Source organism: Frankiales bacterium, from assembly GCA_016125335.1.
Classification (GTDB): domain Bacteria; phylum Actinomycetota; class Actinomycetes; order S36-B12; family CAIYMF01; genus Longivirga.
In genome coordinates this window covers 269,489-287,525 of record WGLY01000017.1, presented here as the reverse complement: position 1 = coordinate 287,525, position 18,037 = coordinate 269,489, and the positions used below count along the sequence as shown (strand labels likewise).

At 71.5% G+C, this 18,037-nt stretch carries 12 protein-coding genes; 8 read left to right on the top strand and 4 right to left on the bottom strand.

What is annotated here, in order from left to right:
- Positions 1 to 35: 35 nt before the first annotated feature.
- Positions 36 to 527 (bottom strand): MarR family transcriptional regulator, encoded by a 492-nt coding sequence (locus GC157_11155; protein ID MBI1378020.1) that lies wholly within the window; start codon positions 525 to 527, stop codon positions 36 to 38.
- A 62-nt stretch (positions 528 to 589) separates the two neighbouring features.
- Here GC157_11155 and GC157_11150 point away from each other — a divergent pair, with 62 nt between their 5' ends.
- The 8 genes from GC157_11150 (at position 590) to GC157_11115 (ending at position 10,458) form a co-directional block, all read left to right on the top strand.
- On the top strand, positions 590 to 1,531 hold the full coding sequence (locus GC157_11150) for an ATP-binding cassette domain-containing protein (GenBank protein MBI1378019.1): 942 nt from the start codon (positions 590 to 592) through the stop codon (positions 1,529 to 1,531).
- A complete protein-coding gene (locus GC157_11145) occupies positions 1,524 to 3,116 on the top strand; it encodes an ABC transporter permease (protein ID MBI1378018.1) in 1,593 nt (530 codons plus the stop codon). The genes GC157_11150 and GC157_11145 overlap by 8 nt, the downstream gene beginning before the upstream one ends.
- Positions 3,117 to 3,314: 198 nt before the next feature.
- Positions 3,315 to 5,153, top strand: coding sequence for an acyl-CoA dehydrogenase (locus GC157_11140; GenBank protein MBI1378017.1), 1,839 nt, complete (start codon positions 3,315 to 3,317; stop codon positions 5,151 to 5,153).
- Positions 5,154 to 5,410: 257 nt separating this feature from the next.
- Positions 5,411 to 5,872: an AraC family transcriptional regulator gene (locus GC157_11135; protein MBI1378016.1), complete on the top strand. Its 462-nt coding sequence runs from the start codon at positions 5,411 to 5,413 to the stop codon at positions 5,870 to 5,872.
- A gap of 86 nt (positions 5,873 to 5,958) precedes the next feature.
- Positions 5,959 to 6,927: a threonylcarbamoyl-AMP synthase gene (locus GC157_11130; GenBank protein MBI1378015.1), complete on the top strand. Its 969-nt coding sequence runs from the start codon at positions 5,959 to 5,961 to the stop codon at positions 6,925 to 6,927.
- A gap of 63 nt (positions 6,928 to 6,990) precedes the next feature.
- A complete protein-coding gene (locus tag GC157_11125; protein ID MBI1378014.1) occupies positions 6,991 to 7,437 on the top strand; it encodes a MarR family transcriptional regulator in 447 nt (148 codons plus the stop codon).
- A gap of 5 nt (positions 7,438 to 7,442) precedes the next feature.
- Entirely contained in the window at positions 7,443 to 8,705 is a 1,263-nt protein-coding gene (locus GC157_11120) for an MFS transporter (GenBank protein MBI1378013.1), read from the top strand.
- A gap of 22 nt (positions 8,706 to 8,727) precedes the next feature.
- Positions 8,728 to 10,458, top strand: coding sequence for a hypothetical protein (locus tag GC157_11115; protein MBI1378012.1), 1,731 nt, complete (start codon positions 8,728 to 8,730; stop codon positions 10,456 to 10,458).
- Between the two features lie 233 nt (positions 10,459 to 10,691).
- Here the strand turns inward: GC157_11115 and GC157_11110 are convergent.
- The 3 genes from GC157_11110 to GC157_11100 form a co-directional block, all read right to left on the bottom strand.
- A protein-coding gene (locus GC157_11110) for an IS3 family transposase (protein MBI1378011.1) occupies positions 10,692 to 11,971 on the bottom strand; the annotation gives its coding sequence in 2 pieces (ribosomal slippage) (positions 10,692 to 11,698 and positions 11,698 to 11,971; 1,281 coding nt in all).
- A 56-nt stretch (positions 11,972 to 12,027) separates the two neighbouring features.
- Positions 12,028 to 12,474 carry a DUF2019 domain-containing protein gene (locus GC157_11105; GenBank protein ID MBI1378010.1) on the bottom strand — a complete coding sequence of 149 codons (447 nt, stop codon included), beginning with the start codon at positions 12,472 to 12,474 and terminating at the stop codon, positions 12,028 to 12,030.
- Positions 12,390 to 17,996 carry a hypothetical protein gene (locus GC157_11100; GenBank protein ID MBI1378009.1) on the bottom strand — a complete coding sequence of 1,869 codons (5,607 nt, stop codon included), beginning with the start codon at positions 17,994 to 17,996 and terminating at the stop codon, positions 12,390 to 12,392. Before GC157_11100 ends, GC157_11105 begins: the two co-directional genes overlap by 85 nt.
- Positions 17,997 to 18,037 lie beyond the last annotated feature (41 nt).

Genomic DNA, 18,037 nt, shown 5'->3' with positions numbered 1-18,037 from the left:
CGTCGCGCGCGTTTACGGTCGTCGCTTCGGTCGGGTCAGCGCGGACGGGCGCGGCCGGCGTGCCAGCGCTCGACCAGCGCCGGCACCTCCACCTCGAGGTAGGCGAAGAAGTCGCGCATCTCGGCCAGCCGCGCGCCGGCCTCGGTGCCCGGCCCCCCGACGGCCCGGACGCCGTCGGCCGCCATGCCGGCGATCTGCCGGTAGAGCGGGTTCTTCGTGGCTGTGGCGACGTACCACGCGTCGTCGGGCAGCACGTAGCGGTCGCGCCGCGACCCGGGCACCCGCACGCGCTGCACCAGGCCGAGGGCCACCGGGTACTTCAGCGACGTCGAGATGGCCGCGGGGCTGACCTGGAGGCTCTCGGCCAGCTCGGCCGCGGTGAGCCCCTGCTGCTCGGTGACCATGAGGGCGGTGATGATCCGCCCGCTCATCCGGGGGAAGCCGTAGGTCTCGAACAGGGCCGCGAACTGCTCCACGACGTGGGCCACCTGCGCCTCGTCCCGGCGCGCCCGACGTGGTCCGGCCATCCTGGAGACCCGCCCCTTTCATGGAATTAACACAGTTGTGAAGCGAGTGTAGCGTGGCCCTCATGGCTGCGGTGGTCGAGATCTCGGGTCTGGTCAAGCGGTACGGCACGACGGTGGCCCTCGACGGGCTGGACCTGTCGGTCGAGGAGGGCGAGGTCCACGGTTTCCTCGGCCCCAACGGCGCGGGGAAGACGACGACGCTGCGGGTGCTGCTGGGCACCGCGCGGGCGGACGCCGGCCACGTCCGCGTGCTCGGCGGCGACCCCTGGACCGACGTCTCGTCCCTGCACGCCCGGCTCGCCTACGTGCCCGGCGACGTCAGCCTGTGGCCGTCGCTGACCGGCGGCGAGGTGATCGACCTGCTCGGCCGGCTCCAGGGCCGCCACGACCGGGCCCGGCGCGACGAGCTGGTCGCGCGGTTCGACCTCGACCCCACCAAGCGGTCGCGCTCGTACTCGAAGGGCAACCGGCAGAAGGTCGCCCTCGTCGCGGCGCTGGCCGCCGACGCGGAGCTGTACCTGCTCGACGAACCCACCAGCGGGCTCGACCCGCTCATGGAGGAGACGTTCCGCGAGTGCGTGCGCGAGCTGCGCGACCGCGGCCGGTCGGTGCTGCTCTCGAGCCACATCCTCAGCGAGGCCGAGGCGCTCTCGGACCGCGTGAGCATCATCCGTGCCGGCCGCGTGGTCGAGACCGGCGACCTGGCCGGCCTGCGCCACCTCACCCGCACCTCGGTCTCGGCCACGGTCGACCGGGTGCCGGACGGGCTCGCCGGGATCGACGGCGTGCACGACCTCGCTGTGCTCGACCGCACCGTCACCGCGCAGGTGGAGCCGCACGGGCTCGCGCCGCTGCTGGCGGCGCTCTCGGCCGCGGGACTGCGCTCGCTCACCAGCCGGCCGCCGACGCTCGAGGAGCTGTTCCTCCAGCACTACGGCGTGGGCGCGGCTGCATCGGCGGGGCAGGGCGGCACGGACGGGGCCGGGGTGGACGACCGTGCGTGACGAGCTCGCGGGCTGGCTGACGCTGCTGCGCCTCGCGCTGCGGCGCGACCGGGTGCTGCTCAGCGCCTGGGTGCTCGGACTGGCCGCCATGGCCGGCTTCTCCGCCGCCGCCACCGTCGACCTCTACCCGACGGAGGAGTCGCGGGTGCAGGCGGCGGAGACCATCAACGCCTCGGCCGCCGTCGTCGCCCTCTACGGCCGGATCTACGACCCCACGTCGCTGGGCGCCGTCTCGATGGTGAAGCTGACCGCCCTCGGTGCCGCGATCGTGGGCATCGTCATGCTGTTCGTGGCGATCCGCCACACCCGGGGCGAGGAGGAGCCGGGCCGCCTCGAGCTGCTCAGCGGCGGTCGGCTGGGCCGGCTCGCGCCGCTCACGGCCGCGCTGGTGCTGATCGTCTCCTCCTGCCTCGTGCTCGGGGTGCTCACGGCGCTGTTCAACACCGCCGCCGGGCTGCCGTTCTCCGGCTCGCTGGCGTTCGGCCTGGGCTGGGCCGCCACCGGCATGGTCTACGGCGCGGTGGGCCTGGTGACCGCGCAGCTGGCGACCGGCGCGCGCGCCGCCCGCGGGCTCGGGCTGGTGGTCGTGGCGGTCACGTACGCCCTGCGGGCCGTGGGCGACCTGGCCGAGCCCGGGCCGTCGTTCCTGTCGTGGCTGTCCCCGATCGGGTGGAACCAGCAGCTGCGCGCGTACGCCGGCGACCGCTGGTGGGTGCTGCTGCTGCCGCTGCTCGCCGTCGCGCTCCTGGTGCCCGCGGCGTACGCGCTGCGCTCGCGCCGCGACCTCGGCGCCGGCCTGCGCGAGGACCGGCCCGGCCCGGCGACCGGCCGGCTCGCGAGCGTGGAGGGTCTGGCCTGGCGGCTGCACTCGCGCGTGCTGCTGGCGTGGGCGGTCGCCTTCGTCGTGTTCCCCGCGCTGCTCGGCTCGCTCGCCGGCAGCGTCGACCAGCTGCTCACCTCGCAGGCGATGCGCGACTTCTTCGCCTCCCTCGGGGGCACGGCCGCCCTCGTGGACGTGTTCCTCGGCGCCGAGATCTCGATCATGGCCGCGATCGCCGCGGCATACGGGATCAGCGCCGCCGACCGGATGCGCGCGGAGGAGTCGGAGGGCCGCGCCGAGCTGCTGCTCGCGACGCCGGCGACCCGGGTGCGGTGGGCCACCGGCCACTACGCCGTCGCCCTCGGCGGGTCCGCCCTGCTCCTGGTGCTCGCCGGCCTGTTCGCCGGCGTCACGGCCGCGGCCAGCGTGGGCGACCGCACGCTGGTGGGCACCGTGCTCGTGGCGGCGCTGGCCCAGGTGCCGGCCGCCTGGGTGGTGACCAGCCTGGTGATGCTGGCCTTCGGCTGGCTGCCGCGCGCGACCGTCGCCGTGTGGGGCCTGCTGGCCGCCTTCGTGGTGGTGGGCGAGTTCGGCTCGCTGTGGAAGCTGCCGGAGTGGGTCATGGACCTCTCGCCGCTGCGGCACGCGCCCTCGCTGCCCGTCGGGGCCGACGGCGTGGCCCCGGTGCTCTGGCTGCTGCTGGCCACCGTCGTGATCTCGGCGCTGGGCTACGTCGGCTGGCGCCGGCGAGACCTCGTCGCCTGACCCCCGCCGGCACCCCGGGCCGACGCGCGGGACCCGCTGCCCTTGCGCTTGTTACCGACCGGTAGCATCATGAGTTACCGGTGGGTAACCACCGGACCGGGCGGGAGCCCGCGGCCGACCGCCCGACGGCGGACGGGCGTGCCGGCGTCGTCACGGATCGACGGCGCACCGACACCGCACCAGACGAGGCGAGGAGCCATGGGTCACTACAAGGCGAACCTGCGGGACATCGAGTTCAACCTGTTCGAGGTCTTCGGCGCGCAGGACCGGCTCGGCACGGGTCCCTTCGCGGAGATGGACGTCGACACCGCGCGCGAGATCCTCGCCGAGGTCGAGCGCCTGGCCGAGGGTCCGCTCGCCGCGTCGTTCGCCGAGGCGGACCGCACGCCGCCGGTCTACGACCCGGTCACGTGCACCGTGACGATGCCCGAGGGCTTCAAGGCGTCCTTCCGGGCGCTCATGGACTCCGGCTTCTGGAACCTCGACCTGCCGCGCCACCTCGGCGGCCCGGGCGCCCCGGCGTCGCTGCGCTGGGCGGCCAGCGAGATGCTGCTCGGCGCCAACCCGCCCGCGTTCATGTACATGTCCGGCCCGGGCTTCGCCGCGATCCTCGACCACCTCGGCAACGAGGAGCAGAAGCGCTTCGCGCGCGTCATGATCGAGCGGCAGTGGGGCGCCACGATGGTGCTCACCGAGCCCGACGCCGGCTCGGACGTCGGCGCCGGCCGCACCAAGGCCGTGCAGCAGCCCGACGGCTCGTGGCACATCACCGGCGTGAAGCGGTTCATCTCCTCGGCCGAGCACGACATGGCCGAGAACATCGTCCACCTCGTGCTGGCCCGGCCCGAGGGCGCCCGCGGCGGCACCAAGGGCCTCTCGCTGTTCGTCGTGCCGAAGTTCCACTACGACCTCGAGACCGGCGAGCTCGGCGCGCGCAACGGCGTCTACACCACCAACGTCGAGAAGAAGATGGGCATCAAGGCCTCGACCACGTGCGAGCTCACCTTCGGCGAGAAGGAGCCCGCGATCGGGTGGCTCGTGGGCGACGTCCACGACGGCATCGCGCAGATGTTCAAGGTGATCGAGTACGCCCGGATGATGGTGGGCACCAAGGCCATCGCCACGCTCTCCACCGGCTACCTCAACGCGCTCGACTACGCGAAGAACCGCGTGCAGGGCGGCGACCTCGCCACCTTCTCGGACAAGGACGCCCCGCGGGTCACCATCACCCACCACCCCGACGTGCGGCGCAGCCTCATGCTGCAGAAGGCGTACGCCGAGGGCATGCGGGCCCTGGTGCACTTCACCGCCTACTACCAGGACCAGGTGGAGCTCAACCTCGCGGGCGCTCCCGCGGAGGTCGACCTCGACACCGCCGAGCGCATGAACGACCTGCTGCTCCCGATCGTCAAGGGCGTGGGCTCCGAGCGGTCGTACGAGCAGCTGGCCCAGTCGCTGCAGACCCTCGGCGGCTCCGGGTTCCTCCAGGACTACCCGATCGAGCAGTACCTGCGCGACTCCAAGATCGACACCCTCTACGAGGGCACCACCGCGATCCAGGGCCTCGACCTGTTCTTCCGCAAGATGGTGCGCGACCAGTTCTCCTCGCTCACCCGGCTCGCCGGCGAGATCCAGGACTTCGCCAAGGGCGACGCCGGCAACGGCACGCTCGCGCGCGAGCGCGAGATGCTCGGGCAGGCGCTCGAAGACGTGCAGGGCATCGTGGGCGCCATGGGCGGCTACGCGATGAAGTCGCAGTCGGACCCGCGCGAGCTCTACAAGGTGGGACAGAACACCACCCGCCTCCTGCTCGGCCTCGGCGACCTCATCCTGGGCTGGCTGCTGCTGCGCCAGGCGGCCGTCGCCGTCACCGCGCTCGGCGGCTCGCCGTCGGAGTCCGACCGCGCCTTCTACCAGGGCAAGATCGCGGCGGCCCGGTTCTTCGTCGCGCAGCGCTTCCCGGTGCTGGCCGCGGAGCGCGCCGTGGCCGAGGCCACCGACAACGACCTCATGGACCTCGACGAGGCCGCGTTCTGACGCGGCGCACCGACGCGCGGCGCGCGACCCCCGCGGGCGCACAGCCGCACCACGACGAGGACCGTCCCGGGAGGGCGGTCCTCGTCCGCGTCCGGGGCGAACGCACGTCACTGGTGAAACGGTCGCTTCCAGCGCCGGGAAGCGACCGTTTCACCAGTGACATCGCGGACGGGCGCCGGCCGGGCGACGCGGGGCGCCGGCGGCCGATACTGGTGACGCCGGCCCGCGCCGGCCGGCCTGACGCCGAGGAGGTCGCCATGACCGCCGCCGAGATCGTCGAGCTCGCCCCCGGCACCGCTGCCGGCGTCGAGGCCCACGTGCCCGTCCCGGAGCTGCCGGCGTTCTTCGCCCGGGCCCTGCCCGAGGCGATGGCCGTGGCGGCCGAGCAGGGCGCCGCCGTGACCGGCCCGCCCTTCGCCCTCTACCCCAGCCCTCCGGGCACCCTCGTGCACGTGGTGGCCGGGATCCCGGTCGACCGCGCCGTCACCCCGCAGGGCGACGTGGTGCCGGTGGAGATCCCGGGGGGCCCGGCGATCGAGGGCGTCCACGAGGGCAGCTACGACACGATCGCCGCCACCTACGAACGGCTGCTCGACGCCGCGCACCGCGAAGGCCGCGAGCCCGCCGGCCCCATGTGGGAGTACTACCTGACCGACCCGTCCCGTCAGCCCGACCCCGCCGACTGGCGCACCCGCGTCGTCGTCGCCCTCCGCCCCTGAGCGGCGGGCCGGCCTCCCGGAGCCCCGTCGCGGCTCCAGGTGATCGGAGCGGCTGGGAGGATGGCGGGGTGGACGACCCGGGCGGCCTGCTCACCGACGACGTCGGGCACTGCGTCGACCTGCTGCGCGCGGGAGGGCTGGTCGCCCTGCCGACCGAGACGGTGTACGGCCTCGGCGCCGACGCGGAGAACCCGGACGCCGTGGCGCGCGTGTACGCGGCCAAGGGGCGGCCGGCCGACCACCCGCTGATCGTGCACCTCGCGGACGCCGCGGCCGTCGACGACGGGTGGGCGGTCGACGTGCCGCCGTGGGCCCGGCTGCTGGCGGCCGCGTGCTGGCCGGGTCCGCTCACGCTCGTGCTGCCGCGCGGGCCGCGGGCGGGGCTGCACGTCACCGGCGGGCAGGGCACCGTCGGCCTGCGGGTGCCCGCGCACCCCGTGGCCCATGCACTGCTGAGCGCCTTCGGCGGCGGGGTGGCCGCGCCGAGCGCCAACCGCTTCGGGCGCGTGTCGCCCACCGACGCCGAGCACGTGCTCGACGAGCTGGCCGGCGTGCTCGAGCCCGGCCGCGACGCCGTGCTCGTCGGCGGCCCGAGCGAGGTGGGCGTGGAGTCGACCATCGTCGACTGCACCGGGCCAGCACCGCGGCTGCTGCGGCCCGGGGCCGTCGGCGCACTGGAGGTGGAGGCGGTCACGGGCCTCGACCTGGTCGCACCGGACGCCGGCGTGCGCGCCCCCGGCACGCTCGCGGCGCACTACGCGCCGAGCGCCGAGATCGTGCTCGCCGACGCCGCAGCCGCAGCGGGGGCGGTCGCCGCGGCCGCGCCGCCCGTCGGGCTGCTCGCGCCGGCGGACGTCGACGCGCCAGTGGGAGCCGTGCGCCTGGCCGCGCCCGCGGACGCCGCGGCGTACGCGCGGGCGCTGTACGCCGCGCTGCGCAGGGCCGACGTCGAGGGCCTGCGCACCGTGGTGGCCGTGGCCCCCGAGGGGGGTCCGCTCGCCGCCGCGGTGCTCGACCGGCTGCGCCGGGCGGCCGTGGGCTCCGCGCGCCACTGAGCCCGTGAGCCGCGCGGGCCCGTCCGGGGGAACCCCGTGTGGGCGGGAGTCAGATCGTTAGTTATGCTAACGGTCGTGTCACCGAGCCCCTCCGTCACCGCCGACCTGGCGCACGACCTGCGCCTGGCCGTGATGCGGCTCGCCCGGCGCCTGCGCCAGACCCGCGCCGACCACGGCCTCGGCCTCGGCCAGCTCTCGGTGCTCGCCACCCTCGACCGCGGCGGCCCCATGACCGCGGGCGCGCTCGCCGCGCTCGAGCAGGTGCGGCCGCCCTCGCTCACCCGCACGCTCACCCACCTCGAGGACGCCGGGCTCGTGGTGCGCAGCCCCGACCCGGACGACGGCCGCCAGGTGGTCGTCTCGCTCACCGACGAGGCGCGCCGGCTCGTGCACGAGGACCGGCGGCGGCGCGACGAGTGGCTGGCCTCGCTGATGCGCGACCTGACCCCCGAGCAGCGCCGGGTGCTGGCCGAGGCGCTGCCCCTGCTCGAGGGGATGGCCGACTCGTGACGCCGATGTTCCGCGCCCTCTCGGTGCGCAACTACCGCCTCTACTTCTCCGGCCAGGTGCTCTCGAACGCCGGCACGTGGATGCAGCGCGTCGCGCAGGACTGGCTGGTGCTCGACCTGTCGGGCTCCTCCGGCGTCGCGCTCGGCATCACCACCGGCCTGCAGTTCCTGCCCTACCTGCTGTTCTCGCTGTGGGGCGGCACGCTGGCCGACCGCTTCGACCGCCGGCGCCTGCTGCTGACGACGCAGGCCGCGATGGGCGCGCTCGCCGTCGTGCTCGGTGTCATCACGCTGCGCGGCAACGCCACGGTCGAGCTCGTCTACCTGCTCGCCTTCCTGCTCGGCGTCGCATCGGCCATCGACAACCCGGCGCGGCAGGCGTTCGTGAACGAGATCGTCGGCCCGGACTCGCTGCACAACGCGATCTCGCTCAACAGCGCGTCGTTCAACCTCGCCCGGCTGGCCGGCCCGGCCCTCGCCGGGCTGTTGGTGGCCCTCATCGGCAGCGGCTGGGTGTTCGTGCTCAACGGCGCGTCGTTCGTCGTCACCATCGCCGCGCTGCTGCTCATGCGCCCGGCCGAGCTGTTCCCCCAGGTGCGCCAGCGCGGATCGGTGCGCTTCGTCGAGGGCCTGCGCTACGTGCGCGAGCGGCGGCACCTGGTGCTGGTGCTCGTGATGCTGTTCGGCGTCGCAACGTTCGGGCTCAACTACCAGCTCACCATGGCGCTCATGGCGCGGCAGCAGTTCCACCTCGGGGCCGCCGAGTTCGGCCTCATGTCCACGGCCCTGGCCGCGGGCGCGCTGGTCGGGTCGCTGCTGGCCGCGCGGCGCCACCACGTGTCGCTGCGCCTGGTCGTCGGCGCGGCGCTGGCCTTCGGCGGAGTCGAGGTCCTCGTGGGCCTCTCGCCGAGCTACCCCGCGATGCTGCTCTCGCTGCCGTTCGCCGGCGCGCTGGCCATGACGTTCACGACGTCGTCGCAGAGCTACCTGCAGACGCACGCCGACTCGTGGGTCCGCGGACGGGTGATGGGGATCTTCACCCTCGTGTTCTTCGGCGGGACTCCGCTGGGCGCACCGGTGATCGGCTGGGCCGCCGACGCGTTCGGCCCTCGCTCGGGCCTCGTGGGCGGCGGTCTGCTCACCGTGGCCTGGGTGGTGCTCGGCGCCCTCTACTACCGCGGCAGGCGTCCGGGCCCCGGCGTCGTCGACGACCCGCCCGACCTCGTCGGCACCGGCGCGGCGCCCGAGGGCACCGGCTCGCCGGTCTGAACCGGCGGCATACAGTTCCGGCGTGGCCCAGACGAAGTCGCGCAAGCCCCGCCCCACCCTCCCGGCTCCGCCGGAGGCGATCGACCCCGGTCCCTCGCGCTCCGTGCGCGTGCGCCGGTGGCTGCGGCGCCGTCGGCCGAACTGGCTGGGCCTGGTGGGCGCCGTCCTGGCCTTCGGTGCGGCGCTGACCCCGTCGCTGCTGCCGCGGCCGTGGCTGTTCGAGGGCGTCATCGCCGGCGTGGGCGCGGCCATCGGCTACGGCACCGGGGTGCTCCTCAGCTGGCTGGTCCGCAAGCTGCCGCTGCCCGAGCCGTCGGCCACGGTGCGCACCTGGGCCTGGCGCGGCCTCGCGGTGCTGGGCACCGCCTTCGCGGTCTACTTCCTGCTCCTCGGCGTGGGCTGGCAGAACGAGGTGCGCGAGCTCGTCGGCGAGCAGGACGAGGGCCTCGACACCGCGCTCGTGGTGGGCGTCGTCGCGGTGCCGGTGGCCATCGGCTGCGTGCTGCTCGGCCGCGCACTGCGCCGGCTCACCCACGGCGTCGCCTGGCTCATCGACAAGCTGCTCCCGCGCGCGGTGTCCGTGGCCCTGGCCGTCGTCCTGGTCGCGCTGCTGGTGTACGGCGCGGTGGCCGGCGTGCTGTTCCGCGGCTTCGTCTCGGTGATGAACAACGTCTACGCCTCGGACAACGCCGCCACCGCCGACGGCGTGACGGCGCCCACCTCCCCGATGCGCTCCGGCGGCCAGGGCTCGTTCGCGCCGTGGGACACGCTCGGCTCGCAAGGCCGCAGCTTCGTCGCGGGCGGGCCCACCGGTCAGCAGATCGCCGACTTCTCGGGGACCACCTCGAAGACGCCGATCCGCATCTACGTCGGCCTGGACACCAAGCCGACCGCGCAGGAGCGCGCCGCGCTCGCCGTGCAGGAGCTCGAGCGCACCGACGCGTGGTCGCGCAAGGTGCTCGTCGTCGCCGGCACCACGGGCACCGGCTGGATCGAGCCGCAGGCGGTCGACTCCCTCGAGTACGAATGGAACGGCGACACCGCGACCGTCGCGATCCAGTACTCCTACCTGCCGAGCTGGATCTCCACCCTCGTCGACGTCGACAAGGCGCGCGAGGCCGGCCAGGCGCTCTTCGACGCCGTGTACGCGGCGTGGTCCAAGGAGCCCGCCGCCACCCGGCCGATGCTCGTCGCCTACGGGCTGAGCCTCGGCTCGTTCTCCAGCCAGTCGGCCTTCACCGACGCCGCCGACATCACCTCGCGGACCCAGGGCGCGGTGTTCGTCGGCTCGCCCAACTTCAGCCAGCCGTGGGGCCAGATCTCCGCGGACCGCGACCCGGGCAGCCCCCAGTGGCAGCCGATCTACGCCGCCGGGGCCAACATCCGGTTCGCGAGCTCGCCCCCGGACCTCGACCAGCCGACCACGCCGTGGGCCGACCCCCGCGTCGCCTACCTGCAGCATGCCAACGACCCCGTGGTGTGGTGGAGCCCGGCGCTCATCGCCCAGCAGCCGGACTGGCTCGCCGAGCCGCCCGGCCCCGGCCGCACGCCGACGATGCGCTGGTACCCGGTGCTGACGTTCCTGCAGGTGACGGTGGACCAGTTCGTGGGGGTCGACGTCCCGCAGGGCCAGGGCCACAACTACGGCACGGCCATGCCGGCGACCTGGGCCGCGGTGACCCAGCCGCCGGGCTGGACGCAGGCCAAGACCGACAAGCTCACCCAGCTCATCGCCGGGATGCCCACCGGCTGACCGGAGTGGTCACGCGGCCTCGCGCGAGGGTTTCCGGTCCACCCCCGGGCATCCGCACTGCGTCGAACGGGACTACGACGGCGGGAAGCCGTTGTGGGAGCGACGAGGACGCCGGGCCAACCGCAGCCTCCAGGAACTCACAACCACCCTCTCACTTGAACCGAGACTCTCAAGCGACATGGCCCGATAAACGGGGGGCCGGACATTGAAGCGCCCCGGGTTCTCTGCCGCTCCTATGCGGGTTGCGGCTCTCGGGTGAGGGCCGTGTAGTGGGCTTGCTCGAACTCTTCGGGGGTCAGGTAGTCGAGGCTACTGTGCAGGCGCCGGTTGTTGTACCAGTCGACCCAGCCGGCGGCGGTCCACTCGACGTCGGCGATGGTGCGGTAGGCGCCGGGGTGGAACACGGTGGTGCGGATGGCCTCGGTCTTGAACAGGCCGATCACGCACTCCATCAGGGCGTTGTCGTAGGCGTCGCCGACGCTGCCGATCGAGGGTCGCAGGCCCTCGAGGTCGAGGTGGTCGGTGAACTTGATCGAGGTGTACTGGCTGCCGGCATCGGAGTGCCCGATCAGCTGACCGGGCTCGACCGGGTGGCCCTCGCGGCGGCGAGCCCAGGTCGCCATCCGCAGCGGGGTCATGACCAGCTCGACGTCCTTGCTGGGCGCGCAGTGCCAGGCCACGATCTTCTGGGCGAACACGTCGACGACGAAGGAGACGTAGACGAACCCGGCCCAGGTCCGGACGTAGGTGAAGTCCATGACCCAGGTCCGGTTCGGGGCCGCCGCGGTGAAGTCCCGGTTGAGCAGGTCACCGGCGCGGCGCCCGTCCTTGCCCGGGATCGTGGTCCGCACCCCCTTGGACCGCCGGACTCCCCTGAGACCGAGGGCTTTCATGGCCCGGTCCACCGCCCCACGCGACACGGTCGGCATCGAGCGGCGGACCAGGCGGGTCATCTTCCGACGCCCGTAGAGGCCCTCCGGGGTCAACCGGCGCACTCCCTCGGCGTCGAGGGTCCAGGCCAGGTCACGCACCAGGTCCATCACCTGCGCGTCCGAGACGGTGCGGGCCGCGACGACCTGAGTGGGGCTGGCCCAGGACCGGTAGGTCCGTGCGGCGACCTGGCAGCCCTGCTCGCGCAGGACCCGGCAGATCGACTCGACCGCATGACCAGCCTCGCGGCACTCGTCGACGAACGCGACGATCAACGATTGCGGGGGTCGAGCTCCCCCGCGAAGAAAACCGACGCCCGACGCAGGATGTCGTTGTCCTCCTCGAGCCGGCGGACCTTGGCCTTCAGCTCCCGGATCTCCGCCAGCTCCTCACTGGTCGCACCGCGACGCTGCCCACCATCAACCAGCGCCTGGGCATACAACCGGCGCACGGTCTCAGCGCCCACCCCGTTGCGCTTGGCGATCGCCTCCGCCGCCGCGGTCGGGTTCGGATACTCCGAGACGTGCTCCAGCATCTGCTGGAGACAGCGCTCCTTCACCTTCGGATCGATCTTCTTCGGCACGAGGCCATCCTCCTGGACTCAGAAGGAGACGGCATCAAACCTGGGGCGCTTCATGATCACCAGTCCAGGTTCAACTTGCCGGCTCGGTAGGAGCGCAAGGTGTACTTCGCACTGACGGCATGGAGGCCAGAGCCCGATTCGAGCGATTCCAAGATTGGGACTGCCCGGTCTGGAGCCCACGCCAACGTGTCCGAAGCGGCGATCAGTTGCACTCCGGGACGTGGGTGCTCCATGAGCGCCTGGATGCCCGCTCGTCCCTCCTTCGTCTGCCTCAGCTGCTTTGCCAGGCCATGTGCGGCATCGAACCGGGCGTTCGCCTCCGTGGGGTTGTCCTGTGACTCGTCCCAGTCCTCGAGGGCGCGCTGGTAGCGGGCCAGAAGCACCTCGACCTCAGGACCGTTCGATGCCGTAGGCGGGGTCACTGCAGCACTCCGGACGCGATCTGGCGGAGAACGTCCATGCCGAACTGGTACTGGTCCTGGAAGCTTTGGCCAGTGAGCCAGTCGCGCACCGTGCCGCCCTCGGTGAACGGCTGCTTGGTCGAGTAGTAGTTGGCCTTGAGCTGGTTCGCTCGGGCGCTCACGGGGTTCATGTTGAACGGGTTGTGGATCTCCTCAGGAGCAAATCCGCTGCGGCCGATCTGTGACTGTTCAACCACGTGATCGAAGACATTCCCCTCGCCGGGTGAACCCATCGCCCGCTTGGCCGCGCTGAAGGACGAGTAGCCCTCGGGGAGCTCGGCTGCGGTTTCTGCGGCAGCGTCGGCCGATGCGGCGGACCGGGCTGTTGCCGTGAAGTCAATGGCCTCCGTCGAGATGGCTTCACCTGCTACAACGGCGCCGGCGCCGAGGCTCAAGATGGATCCGAGGGCGATCCCCGCGTCGGTGCCGTTCTGGTAAGCCGAGGAACTGGTGTCGGCTCCGCCCCACTGCTCGAGCGCAGCGTGCGCCTGGTCGATGAGGTCCGCTTCCCAGTGATTTATCGGAGTGGGGAACGCGTGGTTGATCATCGCCAGGAAGCCAGGTCCAAGTTGCCAGGCGCCGTTGGCCATGCCCTTCAAGTAGTCGCCGAGGCTGCCGCCGTAGATGGACTTGTGGTAGGAGGTGTCCGTCAGCACCAGCGACGGCATTTGAGACCTGGTGAGGAAGTCCTTCTGATTGGCGCCGTCCCCGTGCTCGATCCCAGCGATCATTAGCCCCGTCGGGTCGGAAAGGGTGGCGGGTGAGTCTCCTCCGTAGGCGTAGGCCGAGGCGGATGACGCAGGGGCGGAAGCCGCCATGGGGTCGGGTGCGAGGAAGATCCCGAAGCTGGGGCTGTAGGTGCGGGCGGAGTCGCTGAGGAGACCGGTGGGGTCTTCGACTTGTCCGAGGAAGCGCCGTTGTCCGCTGAGGGTGTCGCCGGTGCTGGTGATTTGGGCGCCGTAGGGGGTGGTGTAGCGGCGGGTGATGGTGTTGGCGCCGTTGATGTTGATGGCGGGGGTGTTCTGGATGTCGGAGGCGGAGATGACGGCGGTGGTGTTGGCGGTGCGGACCGCGACGGTGGCGCCGCCTTGGTGGATGTAGCGGACGTAGCTGAGGGTTCCGCTGCTGTTCTTGCTGATCTCTTGGTCGGGCAGGAACAGGGTGGTGTTGGTGGTGCCGTCTTGGCGTTGGATGCGGCTGCCGTCGACGGCGTAGGAGTTGGTGCTAGTGGTTCCGCCGGCGGTGGTGGTGGCGGCCATGCCGAACGGGTCCCAGGTCAGGGTGGTGGTGCCGAGGGTGGTGACGCGTCCGGCGGCGTCGGGGGTGACGGTCTGTCCGCCGATGGTCGTGGGCAGGTTCGGGGTGCTGCCGCCACTCGGATAGGCGTAGTTGGTGGTGGTGCTGGTCTGGTAGTTGGCGAGGCTGGTGATGTCGCCGGCGTCGTCGTAGGTGTACTGGTAGCTCCAGGGGACGGGTCCGGTGCCGGCGGTTCCGTAGTTGATGCCGTTGCAGGCTGTTCCGCTGGTGGAGCTGGTGGTGCGTGCCCCGGTCAGGCGCCAGTAAGCGTCGTAGCCGTAGCAGGCGGTCTGGTTGGTGGTGGTGTCGGTGACGGAGGTGAGGTTGCCGACGGAGTCCCAGTGCAGGGTGTCGTGTTCGGCGGTGGTGCTGGCCGAGGCGAGTTGGATGTCGGAGACTCGCCGGTCCCCGGGCGTGTACTGGTAGGTGCGGGTCCAGGCGGTGGCGTTGGGCTGGTAGGTCCGCGTCGCGAGCTGGCCGGTGTTGGTTTGGCTGGTGGCGGTGACGTAGGTGGTGGTGTTGGCGCCGAGGGTTCCGGTGACGGTGGTGGGGTCGCCGTAGGCGTCGTAGCCGTAGGCCACGGTCTCGCTGGCCGCGCCGGTGGTGTCGGGGTAGGTGACGGAGGTGGTCTGTCCGGCTTCGCCGGTGGTGTAGCTGGTCGGGTAGCTGGTGGCGAAGCCGCTGCCGCTGGGTGGTGTGACCGTGAGGGTGGCAAGGCGCCCGGCATTGTCGTAGGCATAGCTACGGTTCCAGTCGCCCCCACCCGAGGTGCTCTTGTCTGTGGCCAGGAGGCCAACCGCGCCGGTGGCGTCATAGGTCCAGCTGCGCACGGTCGACGAGCCTGCCTTCACGTCCGTGGGGCGACCGGCCTTGTCGTAGTCGTAGGTCAGCGTCGAGGTGGGGCTGGTGACGGTCTCGTAGTGCGTGCCGTCCGGGGTGCTGGGGGTCTGGTCGTAGACGGTGGTGGTGGTGCCGGCGTCAGCGCTCTGCACGGAGACGGGTCGCCCGGTCCAGTCCGACTCGGTGGTCGAGGACGGGGTGGCTCCTGCGGTGGTGGCGGGGGTGGTTCGGGTGACGCGCAGGTCCCCGGCGGAGTTGTAGTTGTAGGTGTAGGTGACGTGCAGCGCGGATCCGGTCCCGTCGGGCTGGGCGTAGGTGTCGACGGGGCGTCCGAGGGCGTCGGTGTAGGACGTGCTGCCGCCGCCGGTGGCGGGGGTGCTGGTGGATCCGACTGCGGTGTAACTGGTGGTGGTGGATTCGGGTTGGCCGTCGGACCCGGTGACGATGGCGTTGGAGGAGTAGGTGGCGACCAGGGTGGGGCGGCCGAACTCGTCGTAGCTGGTGCGGGTCTCGTCCAGGGCGTTGGAGGCGACGAGGGCGAGGCTGAAGTAGCCGCCGGGGGTGCCGTTGACGTTCGCGGGAGCGATGCTGTTGGACACCAGCCCGTCCGCGTTGTACCAGTTCTTGGTGACCAGGGCGTGGGTGGTGGCGCCGGGGTTGACCTTCTGGGTCTCCAGGGGCTTCCCGAACCCGGTGTAGAAGTCCCACTGGGCGACCATGGTCGGGGTCGACCCGTCGGTGATGCGGGTATCGGTCTCCACCCTAGCGGGGTCGCTGCCGGCGTTGGTGTAGGTGTAGCGCATGTTCGGCGCCGCGGTCGCGGTCTGACAGCCGGGGGCGTCGAGGATGCTGCTGGGGTTCTGCGGCAGGTAGACGCACAGCAGCCGGCCGAGGTTGTCGTACTTCAGCGTGGTCACGTGCCCGGCCTGGTCGGTCACGGTGGCGGGCTGGTTGACGTGGGTGTCCAGGGTGGTCGAGCTGGTATGGGACAGCGGGTCGGTGACCGTGACCGAGTTCGGCCAGCCGCTGGTGGGGCTGTAGGCGGTGGTGGTCGTGGCGCCGTAGGGGTTGGTGGTGCTCGTGGCGCGCCCGTGCACGTCGTAGGCGGTCGTGGTGGTCAGTTTCGCGCTGCTGGCCTTGTAGGCGTCGACCTTGGTCGGGTCGCCGGCCGTGGCTGCGGTGAACAGGCTGGTGTGCCCGTCGTAGTAGGTGTCCGATTCGCCGATTAGCGTGCCGCCGGCGGAGCCGACGGCGCAGGTGGACCCGACGGTCTGCTTGAACGACTTCACCCGAGCCGGGTCGTTGAAGTCTCCCGAGGGCAGGAGCGCCGCGCCGGTGGCGTACTCGGTGGTGGTGCACATGTAGTTCGCGGTCCCGTCCGCGGAGTACGCGGGGGACAGGCTCGACCCGGACACCGACGCGTTGGTGCGCTCGCTGGTCAGGCGCCCGTCGACGTCGTAGCTGCGCACCAGGGTCGTGTCCCGTGAGGCGAAGCCTTCACTGGTGGCGGTGTCGGCCACGGTGTTGACCATCAGGTAGGCGACGTGGTCGTACTGGGTGCAGTAGTTCGGGTCGTTGGGGTCTCCATGTGTCGCCGCGGTGGCGTACTGGTAGGTGACCGTGCTGTTCGCGACGCCGTTGCTGCGCAGCTGGCTCACGACCGCGGTGCGGCCCTCCAGATAGGGGTAGTCGGTGTAGCCGTTGACCAGCGGCGCGGAGTAGGTGCAGCCGATCCCGGTCTTCTTATCGCCCTGCATCCCGCGGAACACCTGGTAGGAGGTGGAGTGGCTGCCGGTGTCCACGCGCACGTTGCGGTAGCCGCGCCAGTCGCTCCAGGTCCGCTTGTCCGCGTACCCGTTGCTGGCGTCCTTGGGGCCGAGCGCGGCCGGGATGTCCTGGAAGTGCCAGGCGGCGGAGTCGTTGTAGGTGTAGGTCGAGACCACGTCCGGGACCGACCCGGCCGCGGTCGTCGACTCCGAGACTGCGACACGGCTCACCGTGTACTTGTAGAACACCCCGTACCCGGGTGCGACGCCCGGCGGGGACCACCACGTCGGGTAGCAGCGTGTGGCCTGGGTGTCCCACGTCGTGATCGCATCCGGACAGCTCGTGTCCGTGTCATAGGTGATCCAGGTCCGGCCACCGAGCTCGTTCTGGATCTCCCGGACCCGGTAGTGGTTCATCGGCGGGACGCTGGTCGTGGTGTCACGCCGGTTGGCCAGCAGACCGGTCGACCCGTCCTCACCCACGCTGTAGAACTTCACCGCCGGCAGCGCGATCTGCCCGGTGACCGCGTTGTAGTCCGCCGCCGCCCACGTGCTCTTCCACGTGAACGTGGACGGGACGCCGATGTGCTGCACCTGGGTCAGCCACAGCGACGCACCCGTCCCGTCACCCGGGTCGGGGAAGGTGTAGAAGAACCGCTCCAGCCACACGGCCTGCGTGCCGCTGTGGGTGGTGAACGCCCCGATCTGCCGCAACAGCTTCTGCGTGAAGAACGTCGGCGCCTCCTGCGAGGTGGAGCAGTAGGTCTGCGTCGACCAGCACAGCTGATCCGTCGGCACGTCAGGTTCGTCGGTGGCATCCGATGCGCAGTTGTTCCAGTTCGTCGTCGAGGTACCTGCCTGGTTGGAGCAGCGCTTCTCGTAGTCGAACTTCACCGACACCTGCACCGTCGTCCCGGGCGAGGAGGAGTCCTGCCCGTAGTCGATGCGGTTGAGCTGCGCGGCCCGGTCATAGATCTGGTGGAAGTGGTTCTGCCCCATCGACCGGTAGTAGCCGGCTTCGTTGTCGTAGTAGTACGTCGCCTGCACCCCGTGGGTGTCCACGACCCGGTCCAGGTACCACCGGTAGGCAAGCGTGCACCACGTCGCCCCTCCCGAGCAGGCCGACGACCCACCATCGACCGGGACGGTCAGCACCGAGTTCGTCGCCGCACCCGGTGTTCCACCCGGCTTCTCATGCCCGAACCCGTACCAGTACTGCACACCATTGGGATCAGTGACGATCCAGTACTCGCCCTTGTCGTCGGTGTTCGACGTGCCGTTGCCGCTATCGGTCGAGCGGCGCTCCACAGTCCAGCCCTGATCGCTCTGCAGGCGCCAGTCCGTCCCGGTCTGCAGCTGCACCATCGGCGTGGAGGACGCACCGTTCACCAGGTGCACCACCTCCAGCCCCGGGTAGCACAGATCCCCATTCGAGGGGTTACTGCTCAGATAGGAGTTGCACGGCGCGAAGCTCCGCTCGATATACGGGGCACCCAGCTCCCAACCCACCCCGACCGTGCTCGACTGCTGATTCGCCGCGAACGTCATCCCGTCGACCTCAGCACTGGAGTACTGCAACGACAGGGCCGGCGCGGACCCATACGGCGGCGCCGGCATCGGCACCGGACGCGACCAGTTGTAGTCGCCCGACCCGATCCCCACCGTCCAATCACCCGAGGCCTGCAGCGATGTTGCCGTGTACC

Excerpts from the sequence above, each read along its gene's own strand:
- GC157_11155 (MBI1378020.1), bottom strand. The coding sequence starts at position 527 with ATGGCCGGACCACGTCGGGCGCGCCGGGACGAGGCGCAGGTGGCCCAC.
- GC157_11150 (MBI1378019.1), top strand. The coding sequence starts at position 590 with ATGGCTGCGGTGGTCGAGATCTCGGGTCTGGTCAAGCGGTACGGCACG.
- GC157_11140 (MBI1378017.1), top strand. The coding sequence starts at position 3,315 with ATGGGTCACTACAAGGCGAACCTGCGGGACATCGAGTTCAACCTGTTC.
- GC157_11135 (MBI1378016.1), top strand. The coding sequence starts at position 5,411 with ATGACCGCCGCCGAGATCGTCGAGCTCGCCCCCGGCACCGCTGCCGGC.
- GC157_11125 (MBI1378014.1), top strand. The coding sequence starts at position 6,991 with ATGCTAACGGTCGTGTCACCGAGCCCCTCCGTCACCGCCGACCTGGCG.
- GC157_11120 (MBI1378013.1), top strand. The coding sequence starts at position 7,443 with ATGTTCCGCGCCCTCTCGGTGCGCAACTACCGCCTCTACTTCTCCGGC.